23 protein-coding genes and 2 pseudogenes are annotated in these 22,172 nt (G+C 46.8%); 19 read left to right on the top strand and 6 right to left on the bottom strand.

Annotated elements, in window-relative coordinates; genetic code table 11:
• Position 1: 1 nt before the first annotated feature.
• The 3 genes from DK423_RS02250 (at position 2) to paeA (ending at position 2,741) form a co-directional block, all read left to right on the top strand.
• Complete coding sequence (locus DK423_RS02250) at positions 2–784, top strand: TatD family hydrolase (RefSeq protein ID WP_005558430.1); 783 nt, start codon at positions 2–4, stop codon at positions 782–784.
• Positions 785–815: 31 nt separating this feature from the next.
• Positions 816–1,340, top strand: coding sequence for a DUF1523 family protein (locus DK423_RS02255; RefSeq protein WP_005558431.1), 525 nt, complete (start codon positions 816–818; stop codon positions 1,338–1,340).
• Between the two features lie 90 nt (positions 1,341–1,430).
• Entirely contained in the window at positions 1,431–2,741 is a 1,311-nt protein-coding gene (gene paeA, locus DK423_RS02260; RefSeq protein WP_109043859.1) for a polyamine export protein PaeA, read from the top strand.
• A gap of 120 nt (positions 2,742–2,861) precedes the next feature.
• Here paeA and folA read toward each other — a convergent pair whose 3' ends face one another.
• Genes folA through DK423_RS02275 form a run of 3 tightly spaced genes read right to left on the bottom strand, consistent with a single transcriptional unit; the run spans position 2,862 to position 4,638 of the window.
• On the bottom strand, positions 2,862–3,347 hold the full coding sequence (folA, locus tag DK423_RS02265; RefSeq protein ID WP_005558437.1) for a type 3 dihydrofolate reductase: 486 nt from the start codon (positions 3,345–3,347) through the stop codon (positions 2,862–2,864).
• Positions 3,348–3,386: 39 nt separating this feature from the next.
• Positions 3,387–3,851, bottom strand: coding sequence for a threonine/serine exporter family protein (locus tag DK423_RS02270; protein ID WP_109043860.1), 465 nt, complete (start codon positions 3,849–3,851; stop codon positions 3,387–3,389).
• Position 3,852: 1 nt separating this feature from the next.
• A complete protein-coding gene (locus DK423_RS02275) occupies positions 3,853–4,638 on the bottom strand; it encodes a threonine/serine exporter family protein (RefSeq protein WP_005558440.1) in 786 nt (261 codons plus the stop codon).
• A 151-nt stretch (positions 4,639–4,789) separates the two neighbouring features.
• On the opposite strand from DK423_RS02275, the gene proB reads away from it, so the two are divergent.
• Positions 4,790–5,896 carry a glutamate 5-kinase gene (proB, locus tag DK423_RS02280; protein ID WP_109043861.1) on the top strand — a complete coding sequence of 369 codons (1,107 nt, stop codon included), beginning with the start codon at positions 4,790–4,792 and terminating at the stop codon, positions 5,894–5,896.
• A 62-nt stretch (positions 5,897–5,958) separates the two neighbouring features.
• Here proB and DK423_RS02285 read toward each other — a convergent pair whose 3' ends face one another.
• The gene (locus DK423_RS02285) at positions 5,959–6,591 is read right to left on the bottom strand and encodes an FKBP-type peptidyl-prolyl cis-trans isomerase (RefSeq protein ID WP_005558444.1); all 633 of its coding nucleotides are present in this window, start codon (positions 6,589–6,591) and stop codon (positions 5,959–5,961) included.
• Between the two features lie 25 nt (positions 6,592–6,616).
• Positions 6,617–7,486, bottom strand: a complete 870-nt coding sequence (asd, locus tag DK423_RS02290; RefSeq protein WP_005558446.1) for an archaetidylserine decarboxylase — start codon at positions 7,484–7,486, stop codon at positions 6,617–6,619.
• 375 nt (positions 7,487–7,861) lie between these two features.
• On the opposite strand from asd, the pseudogene DK423_RS11250 reads away from it, so the two are divergent.
• The 13 genes and pseudogenes from DK423_RS11250 to DK423_RS02350 all read left to right on the top strand — a co-directional run.
• Positions 7,862–8,452 (top strand): annotated as a pseudogene (locus tag DK423_RS11250) (alpha/beta hydrolase); the annotation flags it as partial.
• Between the two features lie 129 nt (positions 8,453–8,581).
• Positions 8,582–9,469, top strand: a complete 888-nt coding sequence (locus DK423_RS11255) for a class I SAM-dependent methyltransferase family protein (RefSeq protein WP_231102136.1) — start codon at positions 8,582–8,584, stop codon at positions 9,467–9,469.
• A gap of 7 nt (positions 9,470–9,476) precedes the next feature.
• Complete coding sequence (locus tag DK423_RS02300) at positions 9,477–10,787, top strand: phosphatase PAP2/dual specificity phosphatase family protein (protein ID WP_032996808.1); 1,311 nt, start codon at positions 9,477–9,479, stop codon at positions 10,785–10,787.
• A gap of 86 nt (positions 10,788–10,873) precedes the next feature.
• Positions 10,874–11,239 carry a hypothetical protein gene (locus tag DK423_RS02305; RefSeq protein ID WP_005558454.1) on the top strand — a complete coding sequence of 122 codons (366 nt, stop codon included), beginning with the start codon at positions 10,874–10,876 and terminating at the stop codon, positions 11,237–11,239.
• Between the two features lie 272 nt (positions 11,240–11,511).
• Positions 11,512–12,186 carry a malonyl-ACP O-methyltransferase BioC gene (gene bioC, locus DK423_RS02310; protein WP_231093205.1) on the top strand — a complete coding sequence of 225 codons (675 nt, stop codon included), beginning with the start codon at positions 11,512–11,514 and terminating at the stop codon, positions 12,184–12,186.
• Between the two features lie 99 nt (positions 12,187–12,285).
• Positions 12,286–12,810 carry a 23S rRNA accumulation protein YceD gene (gene yceD / locus DK423_RS02315; RefSeq protein WP_061886835.1) on the top strand — a complete coding sequence of 175 codons (525 nt, stop codon included), beginning with the start codon at positions 12,286–12,288 and terminating at the stop codon, positions 12,808–12,810.
• Positions 12,811–12,826: 16 nt separating this feature from the next.
• Positions 12,827–12,997 carry a 50S ribosomal protein L32 gene (gene rpmF, locus DK423_RS02320; RefSeq protein ID WP_005544470.1) on the top strand — a complete coding sequence of 57 codons (171 nt, stop codon included), beginning with the start codon at positions 12,827–12,829 and terminating at the stop codon, positions 12,995–12,997.
• 26 nt (positions 12,998–13,023) lie between these two features.
• Entirely contained in the window at positions 13,024–14,043 is a 1,020-nt protein-coding gene (gene plsX, locus DK423_RS02325) for a phosphate acyltransferase PlsX (RefSeq protein ID WP_005558460.1), read from the top strand.
• 46 nt (positions 14,044–14,089) lie between these two features.
• Positions 14,090–15,040 carry a beta-ketoacyl-ACP synthase III gene (locus DK423_RS02330; protein ID WP_005558461.1) on the top strand — a complete coding sequence of 317 codons (951 nt, stop codon included), beginning with the start codon at positions 14,090–14,092 and terminating at the stop codon, positions 15,038–15,040.
• 104 nt (positions 15,041–15,144) lie between these two features.
• A complete protein-coding gene (gene fabD, locus DK423_RS02335) occupies positions 15,145–16,083 on the top strand; it encodes an ACP S-malonyltransferase (protein WP_005558462.1) in 939 nt (312 codons plus the stop codon).
• Between the two features lie 24 nt (positions 16,084–16,107).
• Positions 16,108–16,836, top strand: a complete 729-nt coding sequence (fabG, locus tag DK423_RS02340; protein WP_005558463.1) for a 3-oxoacyl-ACP reductase FabG — start codon at positions 16,108–16,110, stop codon at positions 16,834–16,836.
• Positions 16,837–17,109: 273 nt separating this feature from the next.
• Positions 17,110–17,340 (top strand): acyl carrier protein, encoded by a 231-nt coding sequence (acpP, locus tag DK423_RS02345; protein WP_005544465.1) that lies wholly within the window; start codon positions 17,110–17,112, stop codon positions 17,338–17,340.
• 236 nt (positions 17,341–17,576) lie between these two features.
• Positions 17,577–18,799 (top strand): annotated as a pseudogene (locus DK423_RS02350) (MFS transporter).
• Between the two features lie 122 nt (positions 18,800–18,921).
• Here DK423_RS02350 and rho read toward each other — a convergent pair.
• On the bottom strand, positions 18,922–20,184 hold the full coding sequence (rho, locus tag DK423_RS02355) for a transcription termination factor Rho (protein WP_005577139.1): 1,263 nt from the start codon (positions 20,182–20,184) through the stop codon (positions 18,922–18,924).
• Positions 20,185–20,483: 299 nt separating this feature from the next.
• On the opposite strand from rho, the gene rhlB reads away from it, so the two are divergent.
• Together rhlB and rsfS are read left to right on the top strand one after the other, a co-directional pair.
• Positions 20,484–21,740: an ATP-dependent RNA helicase RhlB gene (rhlB, locus tag DK423_RS02360; RefSeq protein ID WP_005558466.1), complete on the top strand. Its 1,257-nt coding sequence runs from the start codon at positions 20,484–20,486 to the stop codon at positions 21,738–21,740.
• A 66-nt stretch (positions 21,741–21,806) separates the two neighbouring features.
• Positions 21,807–22,115: a ribosome silencing factor gene (rsfS, locus tag DK423_RS02365; protein WP_005558467.1), complete on the top strand. Its 309-nt coding sequence runs from the start codon at positions 21,807–21,809 to the stop codon at positions 22,113–22,115.
• The last annotated feature ends 57 nt before the right edge of the window (positions 22,116–22,172 follow it).

The raw sequence follows: 22,172 nt of genomic DNA on the forward strand, positions 1-22,172 counted from the left end.
TATGTTTATTGTGGATTCCCATTGCCATTTGGATGCGTTGGATTACGAAAAATTACATGAAAATATTGCCGATGTGGTGGCAAAAGCCAATGCGCGCGATGTGAAACATTTATTGGCAATCGGCGTCACGTTGAGCCGTTTCGAGAAAGCTTATCCCGAACTGGCGCGGTTTGATAATGTTTCTTTGGCGTGCGGCGTGCACCCCTTGGATTTTGAGGAAGAACCTTACGACGCCGCCCGTTTGCTACGTTTGGCGCAGGATCCGAAAGTGGTCGCCATCGGTGAAATCGGTTTGGATTATTACTACAGCGCAGAAAACAAGGCGCAGCAACAGGCGGTGTTCGCCAGTCAGATTGAGGTCGCCAATCAGTTAAATAAACCGGTGATTATTCATACCCGCGAAGCCCGTGAGGACACCATGCGCCTGTTGCGCGACAATCACGCGGAAAAGTGCGGTGGCGTTTTGCATTGTTTTACGGAAAATTACGACATGGCAAAACAAGCCTTGGATTTGGGTTTTTATATTTCTATTTCCGGCATCATTACCTTTAAAAATGCCGAGGAGATTCGCGATGTGGTGCGTAAGCTGCCGTTAGATCGTTTGTTGGTGGAAACCGATTCGCCGTATTTGGCGCCGGTGCCTTATCGCGGCAAACAAAATCAGCCGGCTTACACCCGTGAAGTGTGCGAATATGTGGCGGCACTGAAAGGCGTTTCGGCGCAGGAAATGGCGCAAATCACCACGCAAAACTTCGAGCGTTTATTTAAAATTCAGATACAATGAGGCTCAAACGAGTCGGAAAAAGGACGGAATAATGCGTAAATTTTTTAAATATTTTTTCATTACGGTGATTTTGGTTTTTCATCTGTTTTTGTTCGCCACCGTGCACTACGTGTTCCCGCGCTATGATGTGACGCAGGTCACCGGCGTGGAAGTGAAACGGATGGATAAAGACGGGTTAATCACCAAAACCAACCCGGCGGACGGCCCGACCCGCGACGTGTATTTTATCAACACCCAACATTCGGACGGCAAAGTGCGGGTGTATCGTAACGAAGATACCGGCTGGGGTTTCCCGTTCTATTTTAAATTCGGTTCCGCGAATTTGCAGGCGGAGGCACAGGCATTGGGTAACGAACAGAAAACCGTACAAATGAAATACTACGGCTGGCGTATTACGATATTTAACGAATTCCCGAATGCCTTGTCGGTAAGAGCACTGGAAGAAGGCGAATCGCCAAGCCATCCGATTTTCGCCTATATTTTCTATGTGATTTTGCTGTTCACTTTATTCTTCTCCGTGCAGTTCGTGCGCGGTTGGTTCGACAGCGAAAACTAACGTTCTTTTCTCCTTTCTTCGGTGCGGTTGAAAAACGTTTTAAAAATCGACCGCACTTTATCTTTATTTACATCAATGAATTGAAATCTTATGAGTTTATTTACCGCGATTTTAGTTTTAATTTTATTAATTATCATCAGTGCCGTTGTGTCTTCCGCCGAAATTTCCCTGGCGGGGGCGCGTCGGATTAAATTGCAAAACATGGTCAACGAAGGCAACACGAAAGCCGCCATGGTGCTTAAGTTGCAGGAGCAACCGGGGCGCTTTATTACCGTGGTGCAAATCGGCTTGAACATGGTTGCCGTGTTGGGCGGGGTGATCGGCGAAGCGACCATTCGGGTGCACTTGCAACACTTTATTCATCAATATACCGATGCGGTGTGGGTGGAAAGCGCCGCTTCCTGGATGGCGTTTTTTATCGTGACGGCTTCCTTTATTTTGCTGGCTGACCTCATGCCGAAACGCCTGGCAATGACCAATCCCGAAGTGGTGGCATTGCGCACGGTGCGGATTATGCAAATCTGCATTTTCCTATTGAAACCTATTGTGTGGGTGTTCGATTCCGTCGCCAATTTCATTTTTCGTATTTTTAAAGTATCTACCGTGCGTGAAGAAAGCATGACCTCCGAAGACATCGTGGCGGTGGTGGATGCCGGCGCAGAAGCGGGCGTGTTAAAAGCGCAGGAGCATTATCTCATCGAAAATATTTTTGATATGCAGCAACGCACGGTCACTTCTACCATGACCACCCGTGAAAACGTGATTTTTTTAGACCGCACTTTTACCCGCCAGCAAGTGCTGGATACGCTCACGAAGAATTCCCATTCCAAGCTGCTGATTTGCGATCAGGGTTTGGATCATATTTTAGGTTATGTGGAATCGCACAGTTTGCTGACGCTGTTCCTGAAAGAGGAACAGGTGCAGCTCACCGACAACCGTTTATTGCGCAAACCGCTGTTCGTGCCGGATACGTTATCTTTGTATGAAGTGCTCGAATTGTTTAAATCCACCGGCGAAGATTTTGCCGTTATCGTCAACGAATATGCGCTGGTAGTGGGCATTGTCACCTTAAACGATGTGATGAGTATCGTCATGGGCGAGTTGGTATCCAGCGAAGAAGAACAGATTATTCGTCGCGATGAGGATTCCTGGCTGGTGGATGGCGCCACGCCGCTGGAAGATGTGAAACGCGCCTTGGATATCGAAGCCTTCCCGCACGATGAAAATTACGAAACCATCGCCGGTTTTATGATGTATATGCTACGCAAAATCCCGAAAAAAACCGATTTTGTACTGTACGACCGCTACAAATTTGAAATCATCGACACCGAGAATTTTAAAATCGATCAACTGATGGTGTCCTTTAGGAGGGATTTGGAAGAGAGTAATCATAAGGATTGAGTTTGTCGGGCGGGTGTTGTACCCGCCCGAATTGTTTGGATTTTAAATGACAGTCCGGGGATTCTCCCCGCATTCCTTTGTAAAAACGCCACGAAAATCCACCGCACTTTTACGTCAAAATTATCCCTTCCGTACCAAAATCAAAAAACGGCAATCGTAAGGATTTTGTTCGTCGGCGGGGCGGTATTGTTCGAATTCGATGTGCCAACGGTTCCAATCAATAGGCGGGAAGAAGGTGTCGCCGTCTAGCTCCGTTTGGATTTCGGTGAGATACAGGCGGGTTGCCTGCGGTAAATATTGCTTGAACAGCTGCCCACCACCGATGAGCATGATTTCGTCGGAATCGCTGACAAAATTCACCGCACTTTCCAGACTGTCTTTCCAAATGACACCGTCGTGCACGAAAGGTTGGCGGGAAAGCACGATATTGGTGCGTTTCGGTAATGGGCGACCGATGCTTTCAAAGGTTTTTCGTCCCATGATGACGGGCTTGCCGGTGGTGTTTTGGCGAAACCAGGCGAGATCGGCGGGCAAGTGCCACGGCATTTGGTTATCTTTGCCGATGACATGGTTTTGAGTCATGGCGACAATCAGACTTAAACGCATTGCGTTTCCTAATGTATTTAACGGGTTAAAGTGCGGTTACTATACCACAGGTTTTTCCCGATAGAATAGTAAGCCCGGTAATGCCAAGCCGAAAACCAAGGCACCGAGAATGAATGTGGTGCTGATGAAGGAGGCGATCATTTGCTCAAATAAGGCGTCGGAGAAGCCATAATGGTGAATTTGTACGATGGCGATCATCGCCTCATATGCCTGCACGCCGGGAATCATCGGGATAATTGCCGCGACGGTGAACACTTTCGGGTGCGCCGAATAACGATGGGATAAATGCACGCCGATAAAGCCGATGAGCGCCGCGCCGACCAATGTCGCAAACACAATGGGAATGTTGCAATGCACTAAAATGGTGCGGGTGACGTGCCCTAAAGCGCCGAGCAGCGCACAATATTTCAGCGCTTTCGGCGGCACATTAAAGACCAACGCAAATCCCACTGTCGGAATGGCGGCAAAAAACATATCGTCCAGTAACAAAAATAACCAATCCATCTTAATGCCCCCAAGTGGTGATGTTGAGTACGCTTAACGCGAAGACGATACCGAGGCAAGCGCCGAAGGTGAGAATGGTGGCGATCGCCCAACGTCCGATTCCCATGTTCACATAGCCTTTTAACATATCCGCCAAAGAATTGATTAACGGAAAACCCGGTACCAGCAATAACACGCTGGAAGCTAAGGCGATTTGCGGATCGTTGCCGAGCTGGTATTTCAGGCTGGTGCCGGCGATGAGCGAAGCGACAAAAGCGGTGACGGCAAACACGATGACGGGGTTGTAATGTCGTTTGGACAATTCCTGCCGCACGAACATGGCGACGGAGGCGGCTAAAAAGGTGATAAGCGAAATCAGGGCATTGCCGCCGGATAAATGGGCAAAGGAGGCGCAGGATAAACCGATCATCAAGACCACAAAATAGTGATTATATTTTAACGGTTTGAGCTGCGAGAGTTTTTTCCTGACCAGGTGAATGTCGTAGATTTTATGTTCGGCGGAGATGACAATGCGTTGCACGTCGGTGACCATTTGCATATTAATGCCTTTGTCAGTGCTTTTGCGGGCGGTGGTGATGCAATGGCCGTTAGCCAGGGTGGTGATGACAACGGCGTTGGCGGTGAGGGCGCATTCCACGCTTTCCACTCTCAGCGACAAGCCGAGCCGCTGCGCCATTTGCGACACGACGGTACTTTCCGCGCCGTGTTGTAGCAACAAGAGCGCCGTTTGTACGCATAATCGCGTAACTTCCCGTTGATAATCGGGTGTGATGTTTTCCATTTCCATGATGAATCTACCTAAAATTAATGAGCAATATTATAGACCTTTCGCTATTGAACAAAAAATGCTTAATAGAATAAGCACTAAAGTGCGGTAGGATTTTTGGATAAATTTTAGGATTTATGCTAATTTAAGCGCATTTTTGAGAGGAGTCGGTATGCAACATAATAATAAAACCATTGTAGTGAAATTCGGCACCAGCACGCTCACGCAGGGCACGCCGAAATTGAATTTAGCCTATATGATGGAAATCGTTCGTCAGTTGGCACAATTACATAAGGCGGGTTTTCGTCTGGTGATCGTGACTTCGGGCGCCATTGCCGCTGGTCGGCATTATTTAAATCATCCGCAATTGCCGCCCACCGTGGCGTCAAAACAATTGTTGGCGGCGGTGGGGCAGAGCCAGTTGATTCAAACCTGGGAAAAATTGTTCGCCATTTATGATATTCATATCGGGCAAATGTTGCTGACCCGCGCCGATATTGAAGATCGCGAACGTTTCCTGAATGCGCGCGATACCTTGCACGCGTTATTGGATAACCGCATTATTCCCGTGATCAACGAAAATGACGCGGTGGCGACGGCGGAAATTAAAGTGGGGGATAACGATAATTTATCGGCGTTAGTGGCGATTTTGGTGCAGGCGGAACAGTTATATTTATTGACCGATCAACAGGGATTATTTGATAGCGATCCGCGCAAAAATCCGCAAGCGAAATTGATTTCGGTGGTGGATAAAATTACCGATCACATTCGTTCCATCGCCGGTGGCAGCGGCACGAATTTAGGCACGGGCGGAATGTCCACCAAAATCACGGCGGCGGATGTTGCGACCCGTTCGGGTATCGAAACCATCATCGCGCCGGGTAATCAGCCGAATGTAATCGTAGATTTGGCGTATGAACAACCAATCGGCACTAAATTCATCGTGCAGGCGGATCGTTTGGAAAGTCGCAAACAATGGCTGTTCGCCGCGCCGTCGACAGGCGTGCTGACCATTGATGAAGGCGCGCAAAGTGCGGTGTTAATTCAGCATAAATCTTTACTGCCGGCGGGCATTGTGAGTGTCAGCGGGCGTTTCTCACGCGGTGAAGTGGTGCGCATTCGGAATGCTCAAGGCAAAGACATTGCCCTTGGCATGCCGCGCTATAACAGCGATGCGCTGGAACTGATTAAAGGCAAACAATCGCAGGATATTGAACAATTGCTGGGTTATGAATACGGCGCAGTGGCGATTCATCGGGACGATATGATCGTGTTATAAAAAAGAGAAAAGAAAAACGGCGTTCATCATAACGCCGTTTTTTTGTGGGATGATTTCTTTAATTACAGAATATCCAATAATTCCACTTCAAACACTAACGGGCTGAATGGCGGAATGGCTGCGCCCGCACCACGTTCGCCGTAAGCCAATTCATGCGGGATCGCTAAACGCCATTTGGAACCGACCGGCATCATGGAAAGGGCTTCGACCCAGCCTTTAATTACGCCGTTAACCGGGAACTCCGCCGGTTGACCGCGTGTGACGGAGCTGTCGAATACGGTGCCGTCCAGTAGCGTGCCAGTGTAGTGTACGCGGACTTTGTCCGTGGCGGAAGGCACTTTTCCGTCGCCTTCAACCAGCACTTCATATTGCAAACCGGAATCGGTCATTTTCACACCGTCTTTTTGTTTGTTGGCTTCCAAAAAAGCTTTACCTGCCGCTTCAATTTCGTTGAATTGTGCCTGTTGCGCTTCTGCCGCTTGTTGTTGCAATTGTTGCAACGCTTGGCTGATTTCGTTGAAATCCAATGCCGGCGTGTGTTGATTTAACACATCGTAAATCCCTTTTGCCACGGCTTCCGCTTTTACCGCCAATTGGCTGTCCAATAATTGCTGGCCGATTTGCAAGCCGATACCGTAGCTTCCTTTGGCTTGTGTATCGTCCAATTTCACTTGATTAAAAAACGCTGCCGTCATGTTGTTTTCCTTTGTATGATAAAAATTAATTGATCGTGGCTAACATCTCACCCATTCTGACGGGCTCGTCCACCTGTAAATGTTCCGCGAAGGTTACGCGATTGGCAGGGAAGAGGTTGATGACCGTAGAACCTAACTGAAACGCGCCCATTTCCTGACCTTTGGTTAATTTCACCGCGTTTTCTTCTTGATACGTCCAGACTTTCACTTCACCGGTACGCGGCGGATTAATCACGCCCGCCCAGACGGTGCTCATGCTGGCGGTAATTGTGGCGCCCACCAGAATTTGCACCATAGAGCCGAATTCGGTATCAAACAGGCAAATCACCCGTTCATTACGGGCAAATAGGTTAGGCACGTGTGCCGCCAGGAACGGATTCACCGAGAATAAATCGCCCGGCACATAAATCATTTTGCGCAGAGTGGCGTCGCACGGCATGTGTACGCGGTGATAATCGCGCGGTGATAAATAAATAGTAGCGAATTCACCGTTTTTAAAGGTATTGACCAAATCTTCATCGCCCGCCAATAAATCGGACAGACTGAAAAAATGTCCTTTGGCTTGCAATAGTAATTCGTCGTCAATATGCCCGATTTGGCTCACACGACCATCTGCCGGCAAGCAAAGTGCGGTAGGATTTTTATTTATTTTCCGGGCATCGTCTTTTAATTCACGAATAAAAAATTGGTTGAAACTTTCGTAGTCGCTGAAGTGTTCTTTTTTCGCTTCGCTCATGTCCACGTTGTATTTCTTGGCGAAGAGCTTAATCACGAAATGCGTAACCACACCCCATTTTTGCTTTGCAAACCAGCCCGCCAGTTGGGTTAAATACAGTTGCGGCATAACATATTGAAAGGCAACTTTCAGACGCTGCCAATAAGTGAATTTATTCATAATGGTTATTTTTTCTACAATGTTAAAATGAATGAGGGGTGATTATAACAACTTATTCGGCTTGTGCAATGAGGGGATTTTGCGTGCTTTCGGCGAAATCCGGAGCAGAATTTTTTCGAATTTGCGATGAACCCGACAAAAATGAGAAGGATTCTTAATGCATAGAAGACGTCGTGTCGAGTATAATCAGGCGCGAAAAATAACGTTTTTTTCGACCGCACTTTTACCTGAAAAGGAGCCTATATGGAACAAGAGAAATATTTTCGTAGCGCCGATGATACGGAGCTGTTTTACCGTTATCGTCCGGCAAAAGACGGCAGTTGCGATAAAGCGATTGTGTTGTTTCACCGCGGACACGAACATTCCGGACGTATGATGTTTGTGGCGGATGAACTGGGTTTTGACGATTTTGCTTATTTCGCCTGGGATGCGCGTGGGCATGGCTTGAGCCCGGGCGAACGTGGCGATAGCCCGAGTTTGGGCACTTCCGTTGCCGATATTCAAGCGTTTATGCAACATATTGAGCGGGAATACGGCATCAAAGCGGAAAATATCTGCGTCATCGCGCAAAGTGTCGGGGCGGTGTTGGTTTCCGCATGGTTGCATGATTATGCGCCGAAAATTCGTTGTGCCGTGTTGACGTCGCCTGCCTTTAAAGTCAAACTCTATGTGCCTTTTGCCCGCGCCGGCTTAAAACTGATGTATCGGTTGCGTGGTAATTTCTTTGTGAATAGCTATGTCAAAGCCCATTATCTCACCCATAACAAAGCCCGTCAGGAAAGTTACAATAACGATAAATTGATTGCCCGCGCTATTTCCGTGCGTATTTTGCTCGGTTTATACGATGCGGCGGATCGTGTGGTGGCGGACGCGCAGGCGATTACTACGCCGATTTAATTATTGATTTCCGGTAACGATTGGGTGGTACACCATAAACCGCAACATGATTTTTATAATCATTTGGGCAGTCATATAAAAGAACGCCACGTGCTGCCCGGTTTTTACCACGATACCTTGGGTGAAGAAAACCGTGAATCGGCATTTAAAGAAATACGCCGTTTTATTCGCCAGCGCTTCTCCGAACCGTTGCAAACCGTGGATGTTTCTCAAGCGCATATTCACAGCGCAAGCCGTATTGAAGCCGATGAACTGGCAACACCGTTGTCGCCTTTTAGCCCGCCCGGCGCATTCTGGGCGGCTTATCGTTGGCTGATGAAGCTGGGCGCCAACTGGAGCGAAGGGTTAAAAATCGGTAAAGAAACCGGTTATGATTCAGGCAGTACGCTGGATTATGTGTATCGCAATACGCCACAAGGCACCAATAAATTCGGCGTGTTGGTTGATAAAAATTACTTGAACGCTATCGGCTGGCGCGGTATTCGTCAGCGTAAGGTGAATATCGGTAAAGCGATTAAACTGGCGATGGAAAAATTACGCGCCGCCAATAAGCCGGTGCATGTGTTGGATATCGCGTCTGGGCATGGACGTTATGTTTTGGATGCGCTAACCGCCGAACAAATGCCGGATTCCGTGCGTTTGCGCGATTACAGCCCGATTAATGTCGAAGCAGGTCGCAAACTCATTGAAGAACGTCAATTGCAGGACATTGTCAGCTTTGATCAGGTGAACGCGTACGATCGCAATAACTACCAAAATCTGCAACCGCGCCCGACCTTGGGTATTGTGTCCGGTTTGCATGAATTATTTGCCGATAACGATTTGATTATGAATTCGTTGAACGGTTTTGGTGATGCTATCGAAACGGGCGGTTATTTGATCTATACGGGGCAGCCTTGGCACCCGCAATTGGAGCTCATCGCCCGTTGCTTAACCAGCCATAAAGAAGGCAGTCCGGATTGGGTTATGCGTCGTCGTAGTCAGCAGGAAATGGATCAACTGGTGGAAAACGCCGGCTTTGAAAAAATCCATCAATGGATTGACGAAGATGGCATTTTCACCGTGAGTTTGGCGGTGAAAAAATAGCGTGTTCATGAAAAAAGTGTTTTGGCAACGGCTCGGTTATTTGCTTGCCGTCGGCATTTTGTTTTATGCCAGTTACGGATTCAGTAATTGGTTTAGTACGCAGCGGGAAAGCGTGGCGGAATTTGCCTTTGCGTGGGAAAAAGATATTCCTTTTCTAGCGTGGACGATCGTGCCTTATTGGTCGCTCAATGCTATGTATGCACTGGCATTTTTTCTGGCGCGCAGTAAACCGGAATTACGACTTTATGTTGCACAATTAGTGATGGCGCAGATCATTGCCGTCGCCTGTTTTCTTTTGTTCCCGTTGCAATTTAGTTGGCAAAAACCGCCGACAGAAGGGCTTTCCGGGTTGTTGTTCAATTCACTCGCAGCTTTTGATCAGCCTTATAATCAGGTGCCGTCGCTGCATATTATTTTGACCGTTATTGTCGGCACCTTCTATTGGCGTTATTTGCCGAGAATCTGGCGTGGGCCTTTGTTAATTTGGCTGGGGCTTATTGCGTTATCCGTACTGACCACCTACCAGCACCATTTTATTGATATTCCCACCGGCACGTTGGTGGGCTACCTGATTTTATGGGCGTTACCTTATGAAGGTAGCAGTCCGTTATGCGGACAACAAGCCGATGGGTTTCGTCTCAAGCAAATGAAATATTATCTTGTCGGTGCTTTCGTCGCTTTGTTGCCCGCCTTATATAGTGACGGTTGGCTTTGGTTTATTTGGGTAAGCGTTGCCCTGTTGTTGGTGGCGTATGCTTATGCGTGGGGTGGCGCAAGTGCGTTTCAGAAACAGGATAATGGTCGGCATCGCGTGGCGGCAACGATTTTGTTTTTGCCTTATCAAATCGGTGTGCGGCTGAATATGCTTTATTGGTTAAGGCATCAGGCAAAAGCCTCGGAAGTGCTTCCCGGCATATTTATCGGCAGTATTACTCAAGCGGCAAAATTTGAAGCGGTGGTGGATCTTTGTGCCGAATATCCTTGTTTTTCTTCGCCGAAAGATTATGTGTCTATTCCTATGTTGGACATGGTGCCGCCCGAATCTGCCGAACTTGCACGGGCTGCGCAGGAAATTGAACGTTTACGGAAAGCACGGCAAACGGTGCTGGTGTGTTGCGCCCTTGGCTATGGGCGCAGTGCCTCGGCTATGTTGGTTTGGTTAACGGTTTTCGGCGGTTGTGAAAATCTGCCTAATGCCTTACAACAACTTCGCCTTGCCCGTCCACAGGTTGTATTGTCTGCTGGTGCGGAGAAAAACGTGTTGAGTGCCATTCATTGTTTGCAAAAACCGTCGGAAAGCCTTATTTGTAAATTATAAAAGTAATTTATTCATCCCTTTGGCACCGTTGGCACAGCCGACGTTTAAAAACGTTATTTTTTATGACCGCACTTTAGGAGGTAACTATGTCTGCTCAGGCCCGTTTAACATGCCATCTGCTTGCCACCACCCGTTATATCGGCGTGCTGAATTTAGTCGTTTTTGCCTTGGCTTCCCGCTTTGGCTCCTTCAGTTTTTGTTTACAAATTTTGTTATCGGTCGCCTTACTTTATCTGCATATTCGTATTTATTTTGATCAGCTGCTATTTAAAGATTTGGCGCAACAGCACATTACCACGGAAGAACTTGACGCTGCACTTGAAGCACTGAAACTGAAAATACCGCAAGGCCAACGCAATATTACCGAACGCGTACAAGGCGCCTTAACGTTATGGAAATATGTGTTATATACTACCGGCGTCCAGCTATTATTGCTTTTCCTTACCTGTTGATTTTATTTCTGTCATTGAATGTAACTCTATGTAATCCTGTGTAAATTCCTTGCAAAGCCTAAAAACTGTAGGGATTTTTCATGTAGAATTGCGCTCTGATTTCTCCTATCACTAACCTAAGGAACCAATTTATTAGTGATTGTGTTTCTTTATTAAACGATTAACAATACGCTCTCTGTAAAAACATCATGGTGATTAACAAACAGCGGGTTGCTCAATTTTTTTCCGAAGCGTTGGAAAGTTACGAACAAAATGCCATTGCATAACAGGAAATCGGGCAACATTTACTTCAAATATTACTAAAAAATCAATTAAGCGGATTTCAAAACCTCTTGGAAATCGGCTGCGGTACAGGAATTTTTACCCGTCTTTTAATGCAAAATATTCACCCTAAAAATTGGGATTTGAATGATTTGTGTGATGTTTCCGAACAATTAAAAAAGAACCTTCCTCATCAGAATTATGCTTTTTATCAGGTGGATGGCGAGGATTTGGCGTTCACCGAGAAAAAATACGATTTGATTGTCTCCTGTTCAACCGTGCAATGGTTTGAAAATCAACGACAGTTTATTCAATCTTGTCTGGATCGTTTAAATCCGAACGGCGTGTTGTTATTCAGCACGTTTCCCCCGGAAAATCTTACCGAAGTGAGAAAATTAAGCGGGATCGGATTGGAATATCCGCATTTGTGCCAATGGTATAGTTGGTTGTTGGAGGCGTTTCATTTAACCCATTTAGAGCAAACGCAGATTCAACTTAAATTTGATTCTCCGTTGTTGGTGCTGAGACATTTGAAGGAAAAGGGCGTCACGGCAACCAATAACCAAATTTGGAGTCGCGATAAAATCGTGCAATTTTGCGATCAATATCGCCGTCGTTATGCGGATTATTCGGGCAAAGTGAGTTTAACTTACACCCCGATTTTTGTGTTGGTGAGAAAAAAGTAAAGGTTGAGTGGAAGAGGCGGGATTTGCGTACTGCTTTTTAAGAGGAAAGGCAATAATTTCCTTGACTATTTTGTTCTCAAAGAGTAACATGCGCTCCCTATGCAAAAGGTAAAGCTACCCCTAACTGTTGATCCGGTAAAAGACGCGCAACGAAGATTGGATTATCAGGGTTATTACTCCGTTAATCAATTAAGCCGCCTTGCCGAATCAGTCAGTAAAGTGCTCAGCGATGCACAGGTTACATTATCGTTCTTTATTGATCCGCAAAAATTAGTTGTCATGAAAGGCCATTCCTGCGTTGATGTCGAGTTGACTTGTCAACGTTGTGGTGAGCCGTTTACACAAACTGTTGATTGTGAATTTTGCTACAGCCCGATAGCTAATTTGGATCAAATTGATGTATTGCCGGAAATCTATGAGCCAATTGAATTCAATGAATTCGGTGAAATAGATTTACTCGGTACGATTGAAGACGAACTTATTTTAAGTCTGCCGATTGTACCAATGCATTCATCTGAACACTGTGAAGTGTCCGTGGCGGAACAGGTTTTTGGCGAATTGCCGCAAGAACCGGCGAAAAAACCGAACCCGTTCGCTGTATTAGCTAATTTAAAGCAAAAATAATTTAGGAGTATAGCCAATGGCTGTTCAACAAAATAAAAAATCCCGTTCACGTCGTGATATGCGTCGTTCTCACGATGCCTTAACCACAGCTGCAGTCTCTGTTGATAAAGCAAGTGGTGAAACTCATTTGCGTCACCATGTAACCGCTGACGGTTACTATCGTGGTCGTAAAGTGATTAACAAGTAATTATCCATTACAACAAAGGTAATCACTTGAGTCGTCTAACCCTTGCGTTAGATGCGATGGGCGGGGACATAGGTCCCCGTATTACTATCCCTGCATCCATTTTAGCCTTGGAACGTGATCCAGATCTTTTCCTTGTATTATTTGGCGATCGCCAACAAATTCTTCCGCTTTTATCTGCTGCTTCAAACACTGTTCGCCAACGTTGCGATATCGTTCATTGCGCCCGCGTGATTGATAACCGTCAGGGAATTTCTTATGCGCTACGTCACAGTAAAGATACTTCAATGCGTTTAGCGATTGAAGCGGTACAAAAAGGCACTGCACAGGCTTGTGTCAGCGCCGGCGATACCGCCTCATTAATGGGTCTGTCAAAAATTTTATTACAGCCCCTTGAAGGCATTCATCGCCCCGCGCTCATCTCCACGATTCCGACCATCACCGGCGGACGTACCATCATGCTTGATTTGGGCGCTAATCTGGAATGTGACGCGGAAAACCTATACCAGTTTGCGCTGATGGGGGCTATTTTTGCCGAGAATACGCTGGATTTGGTTTACCCCCGCATTGCGTTGTTGAATATTGGTATTGAAGCGGTGAAAGGGTATAAGTCGCTGCGTGATGCCGCCGATTTACTGCAAAAAGACACCGCACTTAATTATGTGGGGTTCATTGAGGGCAATTTCCTGTTAAACGGTATGGCAGATGTGATTGTCAGTGACGGTTTTGCCGGTAATGTCGCCTTAAAAACCCTGGAGGGAGCGGCGAAGAATGTGATTTCCTTACTGAAAAGTGAGAAGAAAAATAGTATATTAAACACGGTTTTCGGTTGTTTAATTCGGTCTTTATTCAAAGACAGATACCAACGATTAAAAAAAATCAACCCCGATCAATATAATGGCGCGTCCTTGATTGGTTTGACTTCCGTGGTCGTAAAAAGTCACGGCAGCGCAAATCAAGACGCTTTTGCCAATGCCATTGCCGATGCAGCGTTACAAGCCCGTCGTCAAATTCCGCAGAAAATTTTAGCGGGATTAAATAAGAATTAAATATCATAGATTAGTGAGTTCCCTCACTATTTTTAATGAGATGACTATGTTTAGCAAAATTTTATCTACCGGTAGTTATTTACCAAAAAATATCCGCACCAATGCTGATTTAGAAAAAATGGTAGATACTTCAGATGAATGGATTGTGACCCGTTCCGGTATTCGTGAACGTCGCATTGCCGATCCGAATGAAACCGTATCAACCATGGGCTTTGAAGCAGCGAAAAAAGCCATTGAAGCCGCAAATATTGACCCGCAGGAAATCGATCTTGTGTTGGTCGCCACAACCAGCAATTCTCATGCTTATCCGAGCGCCGCTTGTCAGATTCAGGGAATGCTGGAGATTGATGATTCCATTTCCTTCGACATTGCCGCCGCTTGCACCGGATTCGTGTATGCCTTGGGCGTTGCGGATCAATTTATTCGCACCGGTAAAGTAAAAAATGCGTTGGTGGTCGGCTCCGATTTAAACTCCCGTAAATTAGATGAAACGGATCGTAGCACGGTGGTGTTATTCGGTGATGGTGCCGGCGCAGTGATTTTGCAGGCTTCCGAACAAGAAGGCATTATTTCCACCCATTTGCACGCCTCTGCGGACAAGCACGCCGCCTTGGTGCTTCCGCAACCGGAACGCGGCGAAGCCAAATCAGGCTACATTGAAATGCAGGGCAACGAAACCTTTAAACTTGCCGTTCGCGAGCTTTCCAATGTGGTGGAAGAAACCCTCGCCGCCAATAATTTAGATAAAAAAGATATTGATTGGTTAGTGCCTCACCAGGCAAATTTACGCATTATCACGGCGACGGCGAAAAAACTGGAAATGGATATGTCGCAAGTGGTGGTGACGCTGGATCGTTATGCCAATAACAGTGCGGCGACGGTGCCGGTGGCGCTGGATGAAGCGGTACGCGACGGACGTATTCAGCGCGGGCAGCTGCTCCTGCTGGAAGCCTTCGGCGGTGGTTGGACTTGGGGATCCGCCCTGGTTAGGTTTTAATAATGAAGATTTAATGAATTTTATGACCGCACTTTTTAGGCATTGATGCTGATTGCGCTTAAAGTGCGGTCGGTTTTTCTCACATTTTTAAGTAGGAAAAAAGTATGAAAAAATTTGCAATGGTTTTCCCGGGACAAGGCTCACAAGCCGTGGGGATGCTTGCCGAATTGGCGGCGGAATATCCAGTGGTGCAGGATACTTTTAAACAGGCATCCGAGGCATTGGGCTATGATTTATGGCAATTGGTGCAACAAGGTCCGGCAGAAGAGTTGAATAAAACCCGGCAAACCCAGCCTGCGCTTTTAGCCGCGTCCGTGGCGATTTATCGCGTGTGGCAGGAAAAATATCCGCAATTAAAACCGGAAGTCATGGCGGGTCATAGCTTGGGCGAATATTCCGCGTTAGTATGTGCCGGTGTATTGGATTTCCAAGATGCGGTCAAATTGGTGGAATTGCGCGGTAAACTTATGCAACAGGCCGTACCGGAAGGTACCGGCGCCATGTATGCCATTATCGGGTTGGATAACGAAGCGATTATTAATGCCTGCAAACAGGCGGAACAAGGGGAAGTAGTGTCTGCGGTGAACTTTAATTCACCGGGACAAGTGGTTATTGCCGGTGCGAAAGCGGCGGTAGAGCGCGCGGCGGCATTGTGTAAAGAAGCCGGCGCAAAACGCGCGTTACCGTTAGCAGTGAGTGTGCCTTCCCACTGTGCATTAATGAAACCGGCGGCGGATCAATTATCCGTTTCCCTAGAAAGTATTACCTTAAAAGCACCGAGCATTGCTGTATTAAATAATGTGGACGTGAAAGAGGAAAACGAGGCGGAAGCCATTCGTCACGCCTTGGCTCGCCAGCTTTATAGCCCGGTGCGTTGGGCGGAAACCGTAGAAAAAATGGCGCACAACGGCGTGGAAGTTTTAGTGGAAATTGGTCCGGGCAAAGTCTTAAATGGGTTAACCAAACGCATTGTGGATTCACTGCAAGCAGTTTCGGTGAACGATGTGAAATCCCTCGATTCAATTGAAGAATTATTCGCATAATAATGAGTAAAAAGGAGTAAAACTATGCAGGGTAAAATTGCATTAGTGACAGGTGCAACGCGCGGTATCGGTCGTGCGGTGGCAGAAGAGTTGGCATCGAAAGGTGCTTTCGTTATCGGCACGGCAACTTCCGAAAAAGGCGCCGAAAGCATTTCCGCCTATTTGGCTGAAAAAGGCAAAGGATTGGTATTAAACGTTGCCGATCAAGCGTCTATCGAAGGCGTATTGGAGCGCATCAAAAAAGAATTCGGCGACATTGATATTTTAGTCAACAACGCCGGGATTACCCGTGACAATCTGTTAATGCGCATGAAAGATGAAGAATGGTTCGACATTTTACAAACCAATTTAAGCTCCGTTTATCATCTTTCTAAAGCGCTGTTACGCAGCATGATGAAAAAACGTTTCGGACGTATCATCAACATCGGTTCCGTTGTGGGTTCCTCCGGTAATCCGGGGCAAAGTAACTACTGCGCGGCAAAAGCCGGTTTAGTCGGTTTTAGTAAAGCCTTGGCGAAAGAAGTAGCCTCCCGCGGGATTACCGTAAACGTTGTGGCACCAGGCTTTATCGCCACGGACATGACTGAAGTCTTAAGCGAAGAATTAAAAAACAACCTGCTGACCCAAATCCCGGCAGGGTGTTTGGGCGAACCGAAAGACATTGCTAAAGCCGTGGCATTTTTAGCCTCCGACGATGCGGCATACATTAACGGCATAACGTTGCACGTTAATGGCGGCATGTACATGAGCTAGGCGGTATTTGGCGAAAGGTTACGTGCGGTAAATAGGATATAAAGCAATAGCCAAACGTTCGGCTTAGTGTTAAAATCGCCTCCGCAATGTAACTTGGTTAGGTCGTTCAAGGGTTCGTGAAAGACGTAACTATTTTTTTCACTGTATGTCTTTATGAAAATTCAATGTTTCTTGAGGTTTGACCTCTCGTCAAAAATGTTGTAAATTTTCGATAAGTACATACACTACTTAACTTATCGCAATGAGCGAAAACTTAAACATAGGAAGAAACAAATGAGCATTGAAGAACGCGTAAAAAAAATCATCGTTGAACAATTAGGCGTGAAAGAAGAAGATGTAAAACCTGAAGCGTCTTTCGTTGAAGATTTAGGTGCGGATTCTTTAGATACGGTTGAATTGGTAATGGCTTTAGAAGAAGAATTCGATATCGAAATTCCGGATGAAGAAGCTGAAAAAATCACAACAGTTCAATCAGCGATTGATTACGTTCAAAACAATCAATAATTGATTTGCTAATTTAGGCGGTTTTTTATAACCGCCTAAATTTTTTCCGGTGATTCTTGCATTCCCGCCGTAAAAAACACATCTAAAACCGACCGCACTTTCTGTGTTTTGCTTATTGAAATTTTCCCTGAAAGCAGTAGACTAGCGCACAATTTTTTAGCCCTGTATACAGCCTAAAAAATCTCTTCTCTTCTAACTTTAAATGTTACCCGTGAGTAACAGAAGGACAATTCAAAATGACAACAAACGTAAATAGCTATGGCTGGAAAGCCTTGCTGGGTTCCGCCGTGGGCTATGCCATGGACGGTTTCGATCTTCTCATTCTCGGTTTCATGTTAAGTGCCATTTCCGCCGATTTAGGTTTAACCCCGGCACAGGGCGGTTCTTTGGTCACCTGGACCTTAGTCGGCGCGGTATTCGGCGGTATCATATTCGGTGCGTTAAGTGACAAATACGGGCGCGTGCGCGTACTTACGTGGACGATCATCCTGTTCGCCGTGTTCACCGGTTTATGTGCTTTGGCGCAAGGGTATTGGGATTTACTGATTTACCGCGCCATCGCCGCGGCGAATTCGGTATCGGCATGGCATTGGCGGCGGAAGCCTGGCCGGCCCGCCATCGTGCCAAAGCGGCATCTTATGTGGCGCTCGGCTGGCAAGTCGGCGTGCTGGGGGCGGCATTGCTCACACCGGTATTATTACCGCATATCGGCTGGCGCGGAATGTTTGTGGTGGGTATTTTCCCGGCATTTGTCGCCTGGCATTTACGCGCACACTTACATGAATCTGAAATTTTTGTGCAAAAACAGACCGCACTTTCCGAGCGCAAAGCGGAAAAAAGCGGTTGGTTTTCCAAATTGGAATCGTTCAAATTACTGGTGAAAGATAAAGCCACCACCAAAATCAGTTTAGGCGTTGTGGTGCTGACTTCCGTACAAAACTTCGGCTATTACGGCATCATGATTTGGATGCCGAATTTTCTCTCCAAGCAACTGGGTTTCAGCTTAACGAAATCCGGTGTTTGGACGGCGGTCACCGTATGCGGCATGATGGTGGGGATTTGGATTTTCGGCCGATTGGCGGATCATATTGGACGCAAACCGAGTTTTCTGTTATTCCAAGCCGGTGCCGTGGTGAGTATTTTCGCCTATTCCCAATTAACGGACCCGACGGCGATGCTGATTGCCGGCGCGTTTTTAGGGATGTTCGTGAACGGCATGCTGGGCGGTTATGGCGCCTTAATGGCGGAAGCCTACCCAACCCAAGCCCGTGCCACCGCACAAAATGTGTTGTTTAACTTAGGTCGCGCCGTGGGCGGATTCGGACCGATTGTGGTCGGTGCGGTCGTCTCCGCGTATTCTTTCCAAACCGCTATTGCCTTGTTAGCGGTGATTTATGTGATTGATATGCTGGCGACCGTGTTCCTGGTGCCGGAATTAAAGGGCAAGGCGTTAAATTAGCTGATTAAAGTGCGGTGAAAAAATGATGTGTTTTTTAACCGCACTTTAGACGATAACCTTAAACAAAAAGCCGCTTTTGATGATGTCAAAAGCGGCTTTTTCAACCTAAAGTGCGGTGGAAATTACGAACGTTTCATTATCTCAAAAAACTCTTCGTTGGTTTTTGCCACGGCGAGTTTGTCGATAAGGAATTCCATGGCTTCCACTTCGCCCATTGGGTTAAGGATTTTGCGCAGGATCCACATTTTTTGTAACTCGTCAGGCGTGGTAAGCAAGTCTTCTTTACGGGTGCCTGAACGGTTGAAATCGATTGCCGGGAACACGCGTTTTTCCGCGATTTTACGGGAAAGATGCAATTCCATGTTACCGGTGCCTTTAAATTCTTCGAAGATCACTTCGTCCATTTTCGAGCCGGTATCCACCAGCGCGGTGGCGATAATGGTTAAACTGCCGCCCTCTTCCACGTTACGTGCCGCACCAAAGAAGCGTTTCGGGCGATGTAAGGCGTTGGCGTCCACACCACCGGATAAAATCTTGCCGGAAGCCGGGGTGACGGTGTTGTAAGCGCGCGCTAAACGGGTGATGGAGTCGAGTAAAATCACTACGTCTTTTTTGTGTTCGACGGAACGTTTGGCTTTTTCGATAACCATCTCCGCCACTTGAACGTGACGGGTCGCCGGTTCGTCGAAGGTGGATGCGATGACTTCGCCTTTTACGGAACGCTGCATTTCCGTTACCTCTTCAGGGCGTTCGTCAATCAGCAAGACAATAAGTTCTACATCAGGGTAATTGTGCGTAATGCTTTGTGCGATATTTTGTAACAACATGGTTTTACCTGCTTTTGGCGGCGCCACGATCAAACCGCGCTGGCCTTTACCAATCGGGGAGGCCAAATCTAAAATACGGGCGGTTAAATCTTCGGTAGAACCGTTGCCGCGTTCCATTCTTAAACGTGAGTTGGCGTGTAATGGGGTTAAGTTTTCGAAAAGGATTTTGCTGCGGGAGACTTCCGGTTTGTCGTCGTTGACTTGGTCAACTTTAAGGAGGGCAAAGTAGCGTTCGCCTTCTTTCGGCGGTCGAATTTTCCCTTCGATTTTGTCCCCGGTCTGCAAATTGAAACGACGAATCTGGCTCGGGCTGACATAAATATCATCCGGACCGGCTAAATAGGAGCTGTCGTCGGAACGCAGGAAACCGAAACCATCCGGCAAAATTTCCAACACGCCGCCGCCGAAAATATCTTCCCCACCTTTGGCGTGCTGTTTCAAAATCGCAAAAATAATGTCTTGTTTGCGTAAACGGGCTAAATTTTCCAAACCCATTTGGTCTTCGCCCAGTTTCACCAGATCGGAAACCGGCATATTTTTAAGTTCTGTAAGATGCATAGTTTATTTGAAGTTTGTTTAGAGTTGAATGTTTAGAAATAAATGAATGGGGGTCAATTTGAAATTGGTGCGTAACTTAGCATTAAATTTAGGCCCTGTCTAGCTTTTAACGTTTTTTTTCTGTGTTTGTTTGATCCAACCCCGGATTGCGGAAAAGTGCGGTGGTTTTTGCGGGCGTTTTTTGGATTCACCTTTAATGTTCGTTTACAAAATTCCCTGAATTAATTGTGTCTAATTTTTGGGGATTTGCCTTCTTCGTGCTATGCTTAGCGCCAATTTTTTACGATAAATTTGAGACTATGCAACAGAATTATTTAAGTTCGGCGCGCTTCGCCGATTTAGCCTTACACCCTTTGGTTTTACAGGCGTTAAACGACAAAGGATTTGATTTTTGTACGCCGATTCAGGCGCTTTCGCTGCCTATTACCTTACAAGGCAAAGATGTTGCCGGGCAGGCACAAACCGGCACCGGAAAAACAATCGCGTTTTTGACCGCACTTTTCCATCATTTATTAACCTACCCGAAACAAACGGAGTCCAATCAACCGCGCGCTTTGATTCTGGCGCCAACCCGTGAATTGGCGGTGCAAATTGAACATGACGCGCAGATTTTCTTAAAAACAACGAAATTTAACACCGCACTTGCCTACGGCGGTGACGGCTATGACAAGCAGCTCAAAGCCATTGAAAACGGCGTGGACGTGCTTATCGGCACCACGGGGCGCGTAATTGATTATGTGAAACAGGGCGTGATTCGTTTGGATCAGATTCAAACGGTGGTGCTGGACGAAGCGGATCGTATGTTCGATTTGGGCTTTATTCGTGACATTCGCTATTTGTTACGCAAATGCCCGCCGGCGCCGCAACGTCTCACCATGTTGTTCTCCGCCACCTTGTCTTACAAAGTACGCGAACTGGCTTTTGAAGATATGAATGACCCGGAATATGTGGAAATTGAGCCTGAACAAAAAACCGGGCAACAAATTAAAGAAGAATTATTTTACCCGTCCAATCGGGACAAAATGCCGTTGTTGCTGACACTATTGGAAGAAGAATGGCCGGATCGTTGCATTGTGTTTGCCAACACCAAACATAAATGCGAGGAAATTTGGGGCTATTTGGCGGCGGACGGGCATCGCGTGGGCTTATTAACAGGCGATGTGGCGCAGAAAAAACGGCTGTCCTTATTGAAACAATTTACCGACGGCGATTTGGATATTTTAGTGGCGACCGATGTGGCGGCGCGCGGGCTGCATATTGCGGAAGTGACCCATGTGTTCAATTACGATTTGCCGGACGATCGGGAAGATTATGTACACCGCATCGGGCGTACCGGACGTGCCGGCGAAAGCGGCATTTCCATCAGCTTCGCCTGCGAGCAATACGCCATGAATTTGCCGGCGATTGAAGAATATATCGGACACAGTATTCCCGTAAGCCAATACGATCCGAACGCGTTACTACAGGATTTACCGAAGCCTTATCGGTTAAAACGGCAAACCAATTTTAATGCGCAGAATAACAACCGCCGCAAACCGTTTCGCGTAAAACGCTAGCCAAAAGATTGGCGTGTATTTTATTCAATGGTAGAATTTGCGCCTTTTGTCAATTGAGGAAAAATAATGTCATTAGTCGATTTCGTAGTGAATAAACTGGACGATTTAAAAGCCACCGATATTTTACCGTTAAACGTGAAGGGAAAATCCTCCGTCACCGATACCATGATTCTTTGTACCGGCACCTCTTCCCGCCATGTGTCTTCTTTGGCGCAAAAATTAATTACCGAATGCAAACTTGCCGGTATCGACGTGTTTGGCGATGAAGGCAAGGAAACCGCCGATTGGGTGGTAGTGGATTTGGGTGACGCCATCGTACACATTATGCAGGCAGACAGTCGCGAGATGTATCAGCTGGAAAAACTTTGGGCGTAAACGCCGAAAAGTGCGGTTGTTTTTCCCTCTGTTTTTTAGGCGCTGTTGAGGATCGAA

Origin of the sequence: Aggregatibacter actinomycetemcomitans, from assembly GCF_003130205.1 — a bacterium.
Taxonomy (GTDB): Bacteria; Pseudomonadota; Gammaproteobacteria; order Enterobacterales; family Pasteurellaceae; genus Aggregatibacter; species Aggregatibacter actinomycetemcomitans_A.

Bases quoted from the DNA above. Each gene is read 5' to 3' on its own strand.
- rhlB (WP_005558466.1), top strand. From the start codon at position 20,484: ATGCAACAGAATTATTTAAGTTCGGCGCGCTTCGCCGATTTAGCCTTA.
- folA (WP_005558437.1), bottom strand. From the start codon at position 3,347: ATGCGTTTAAGTCTGATTGTCGCCATGACTCAAAACCATGTCATCGGC.
- DK423_RS02275 (WP_005558440.1), bottom strand. From the start codon at position 4,638: ATGGAAATGGAAAACATCACACCCGATTATCAACGGGAAGTTACGCGA.
- rpmF (WP_005544470.1), top strand. From the start codon at position 12,827: ATGGCTGTTCAACAAAATAAAAAATCCCGTTCACGTCGTGATATGCGT.
- rho (WP_005577139.1), bottom strand. From the start codon at position 20,184: ATGCATCTTACAGAACTTAAAAATATGCCGGTTTCCGATCTGGTGAAA.
- DK423_RS02250 (WP_005558430.1), top strand. From the start codon at position 2: ATGTTTATTGTGGATTCCCATTGCCATTTGGATGCGTTGGATTACGAA.
- DK423_RS02300 (WP_032996808.1), top strand. From the start codon at position 9,477: ATGAAAAAAGTGTTTTGGCAACGGCTCGGTTATTTGCTTGCCGTCGGC.
- paeA (WP_109043859.1), top strand. From the start codon at position 1,431: ATGAGTTTATTTACCGCGATTTTAGTTTTAATTTTATTAATTATCATC.
- asd (WP_005558446.1), bottom strand. From the start codon at position 7,486: ATGAATAAATTCACTTATTGGCAGCGTCTGAAAGTTGCCTTTCAATAT.
- yceD (WP_061886835.1), top strand. From the start codon at position 12,286: ATGCAAAAGGTAAAGCTACCCCTAACTGTTGATCCGGTAAAAGACGCG.
- DK423_RS02330 (WP_005558461.1), top strand. From the start codon at position 14,090: ATGTTTAGCAAAATTTTATCTACCGGTAGTTATTTACCAAAAAATATC.
- DK423_RS02285 (WP_005558444.1), bottom strand. From the start codon at position 6,591: ATGACGGCAGCGTTTTTTAATCAAGTGAAATTGGACGATACACAAGCC.
- DK423_RS02305 (WP_005558454.1), top strand. From the start codon at position 10,874: ATGTCTGCTCAGGCCCGTTTAACATGCCATCTGCTTGCCACCACCCGT.
- DK423_RS02270 (WP_109043860.1), bottom strand. From the start codon at position 3,851: ATGGATTGGTTATTTTTGTTACTGGACGATATGTTTTTTGCCGCCATT.
- DK423_RS02255 (WP_005558431.1), top strand. From the start codon at position 816: ATGCGTAAATTTTTTAAATATTTTTTCATTACGGTGATTTTGGTTTTT.
- proB (WP_109043861.1), top strand. From the start codon at position 4,790: ATGCAACATAATAATAAAACCATTGTAGTGAAATTCGGCACCAGCACG.
- fabG (WP_005558463.1), top strand. From the start codon at position 16,108: ATGCAGGGTAAAATTGCATTAGTGACAGGTGCAACGCGCGGTATCGGT.
- acpP (WP_005544465.1), top strand. From the start codon at position 17,110: ATGAGCATTGAAGAACGCGTAAAAAAAATCATCGTTGAACAATTAGGC.
- fabD (WP_005558462.1), top strand. From the start codon at position 15,145: ATGAAAAAATTTGCAATGGTTTTCCCGGGACAAGGCTCACAAGCCGTG.
- rsfS (WP_005558467.1), top strand. From the start codon at position 21,807: ATGTCATTAGTCGATTTCGTAGTGAATAAACTGGACGATTTAAAAGCC.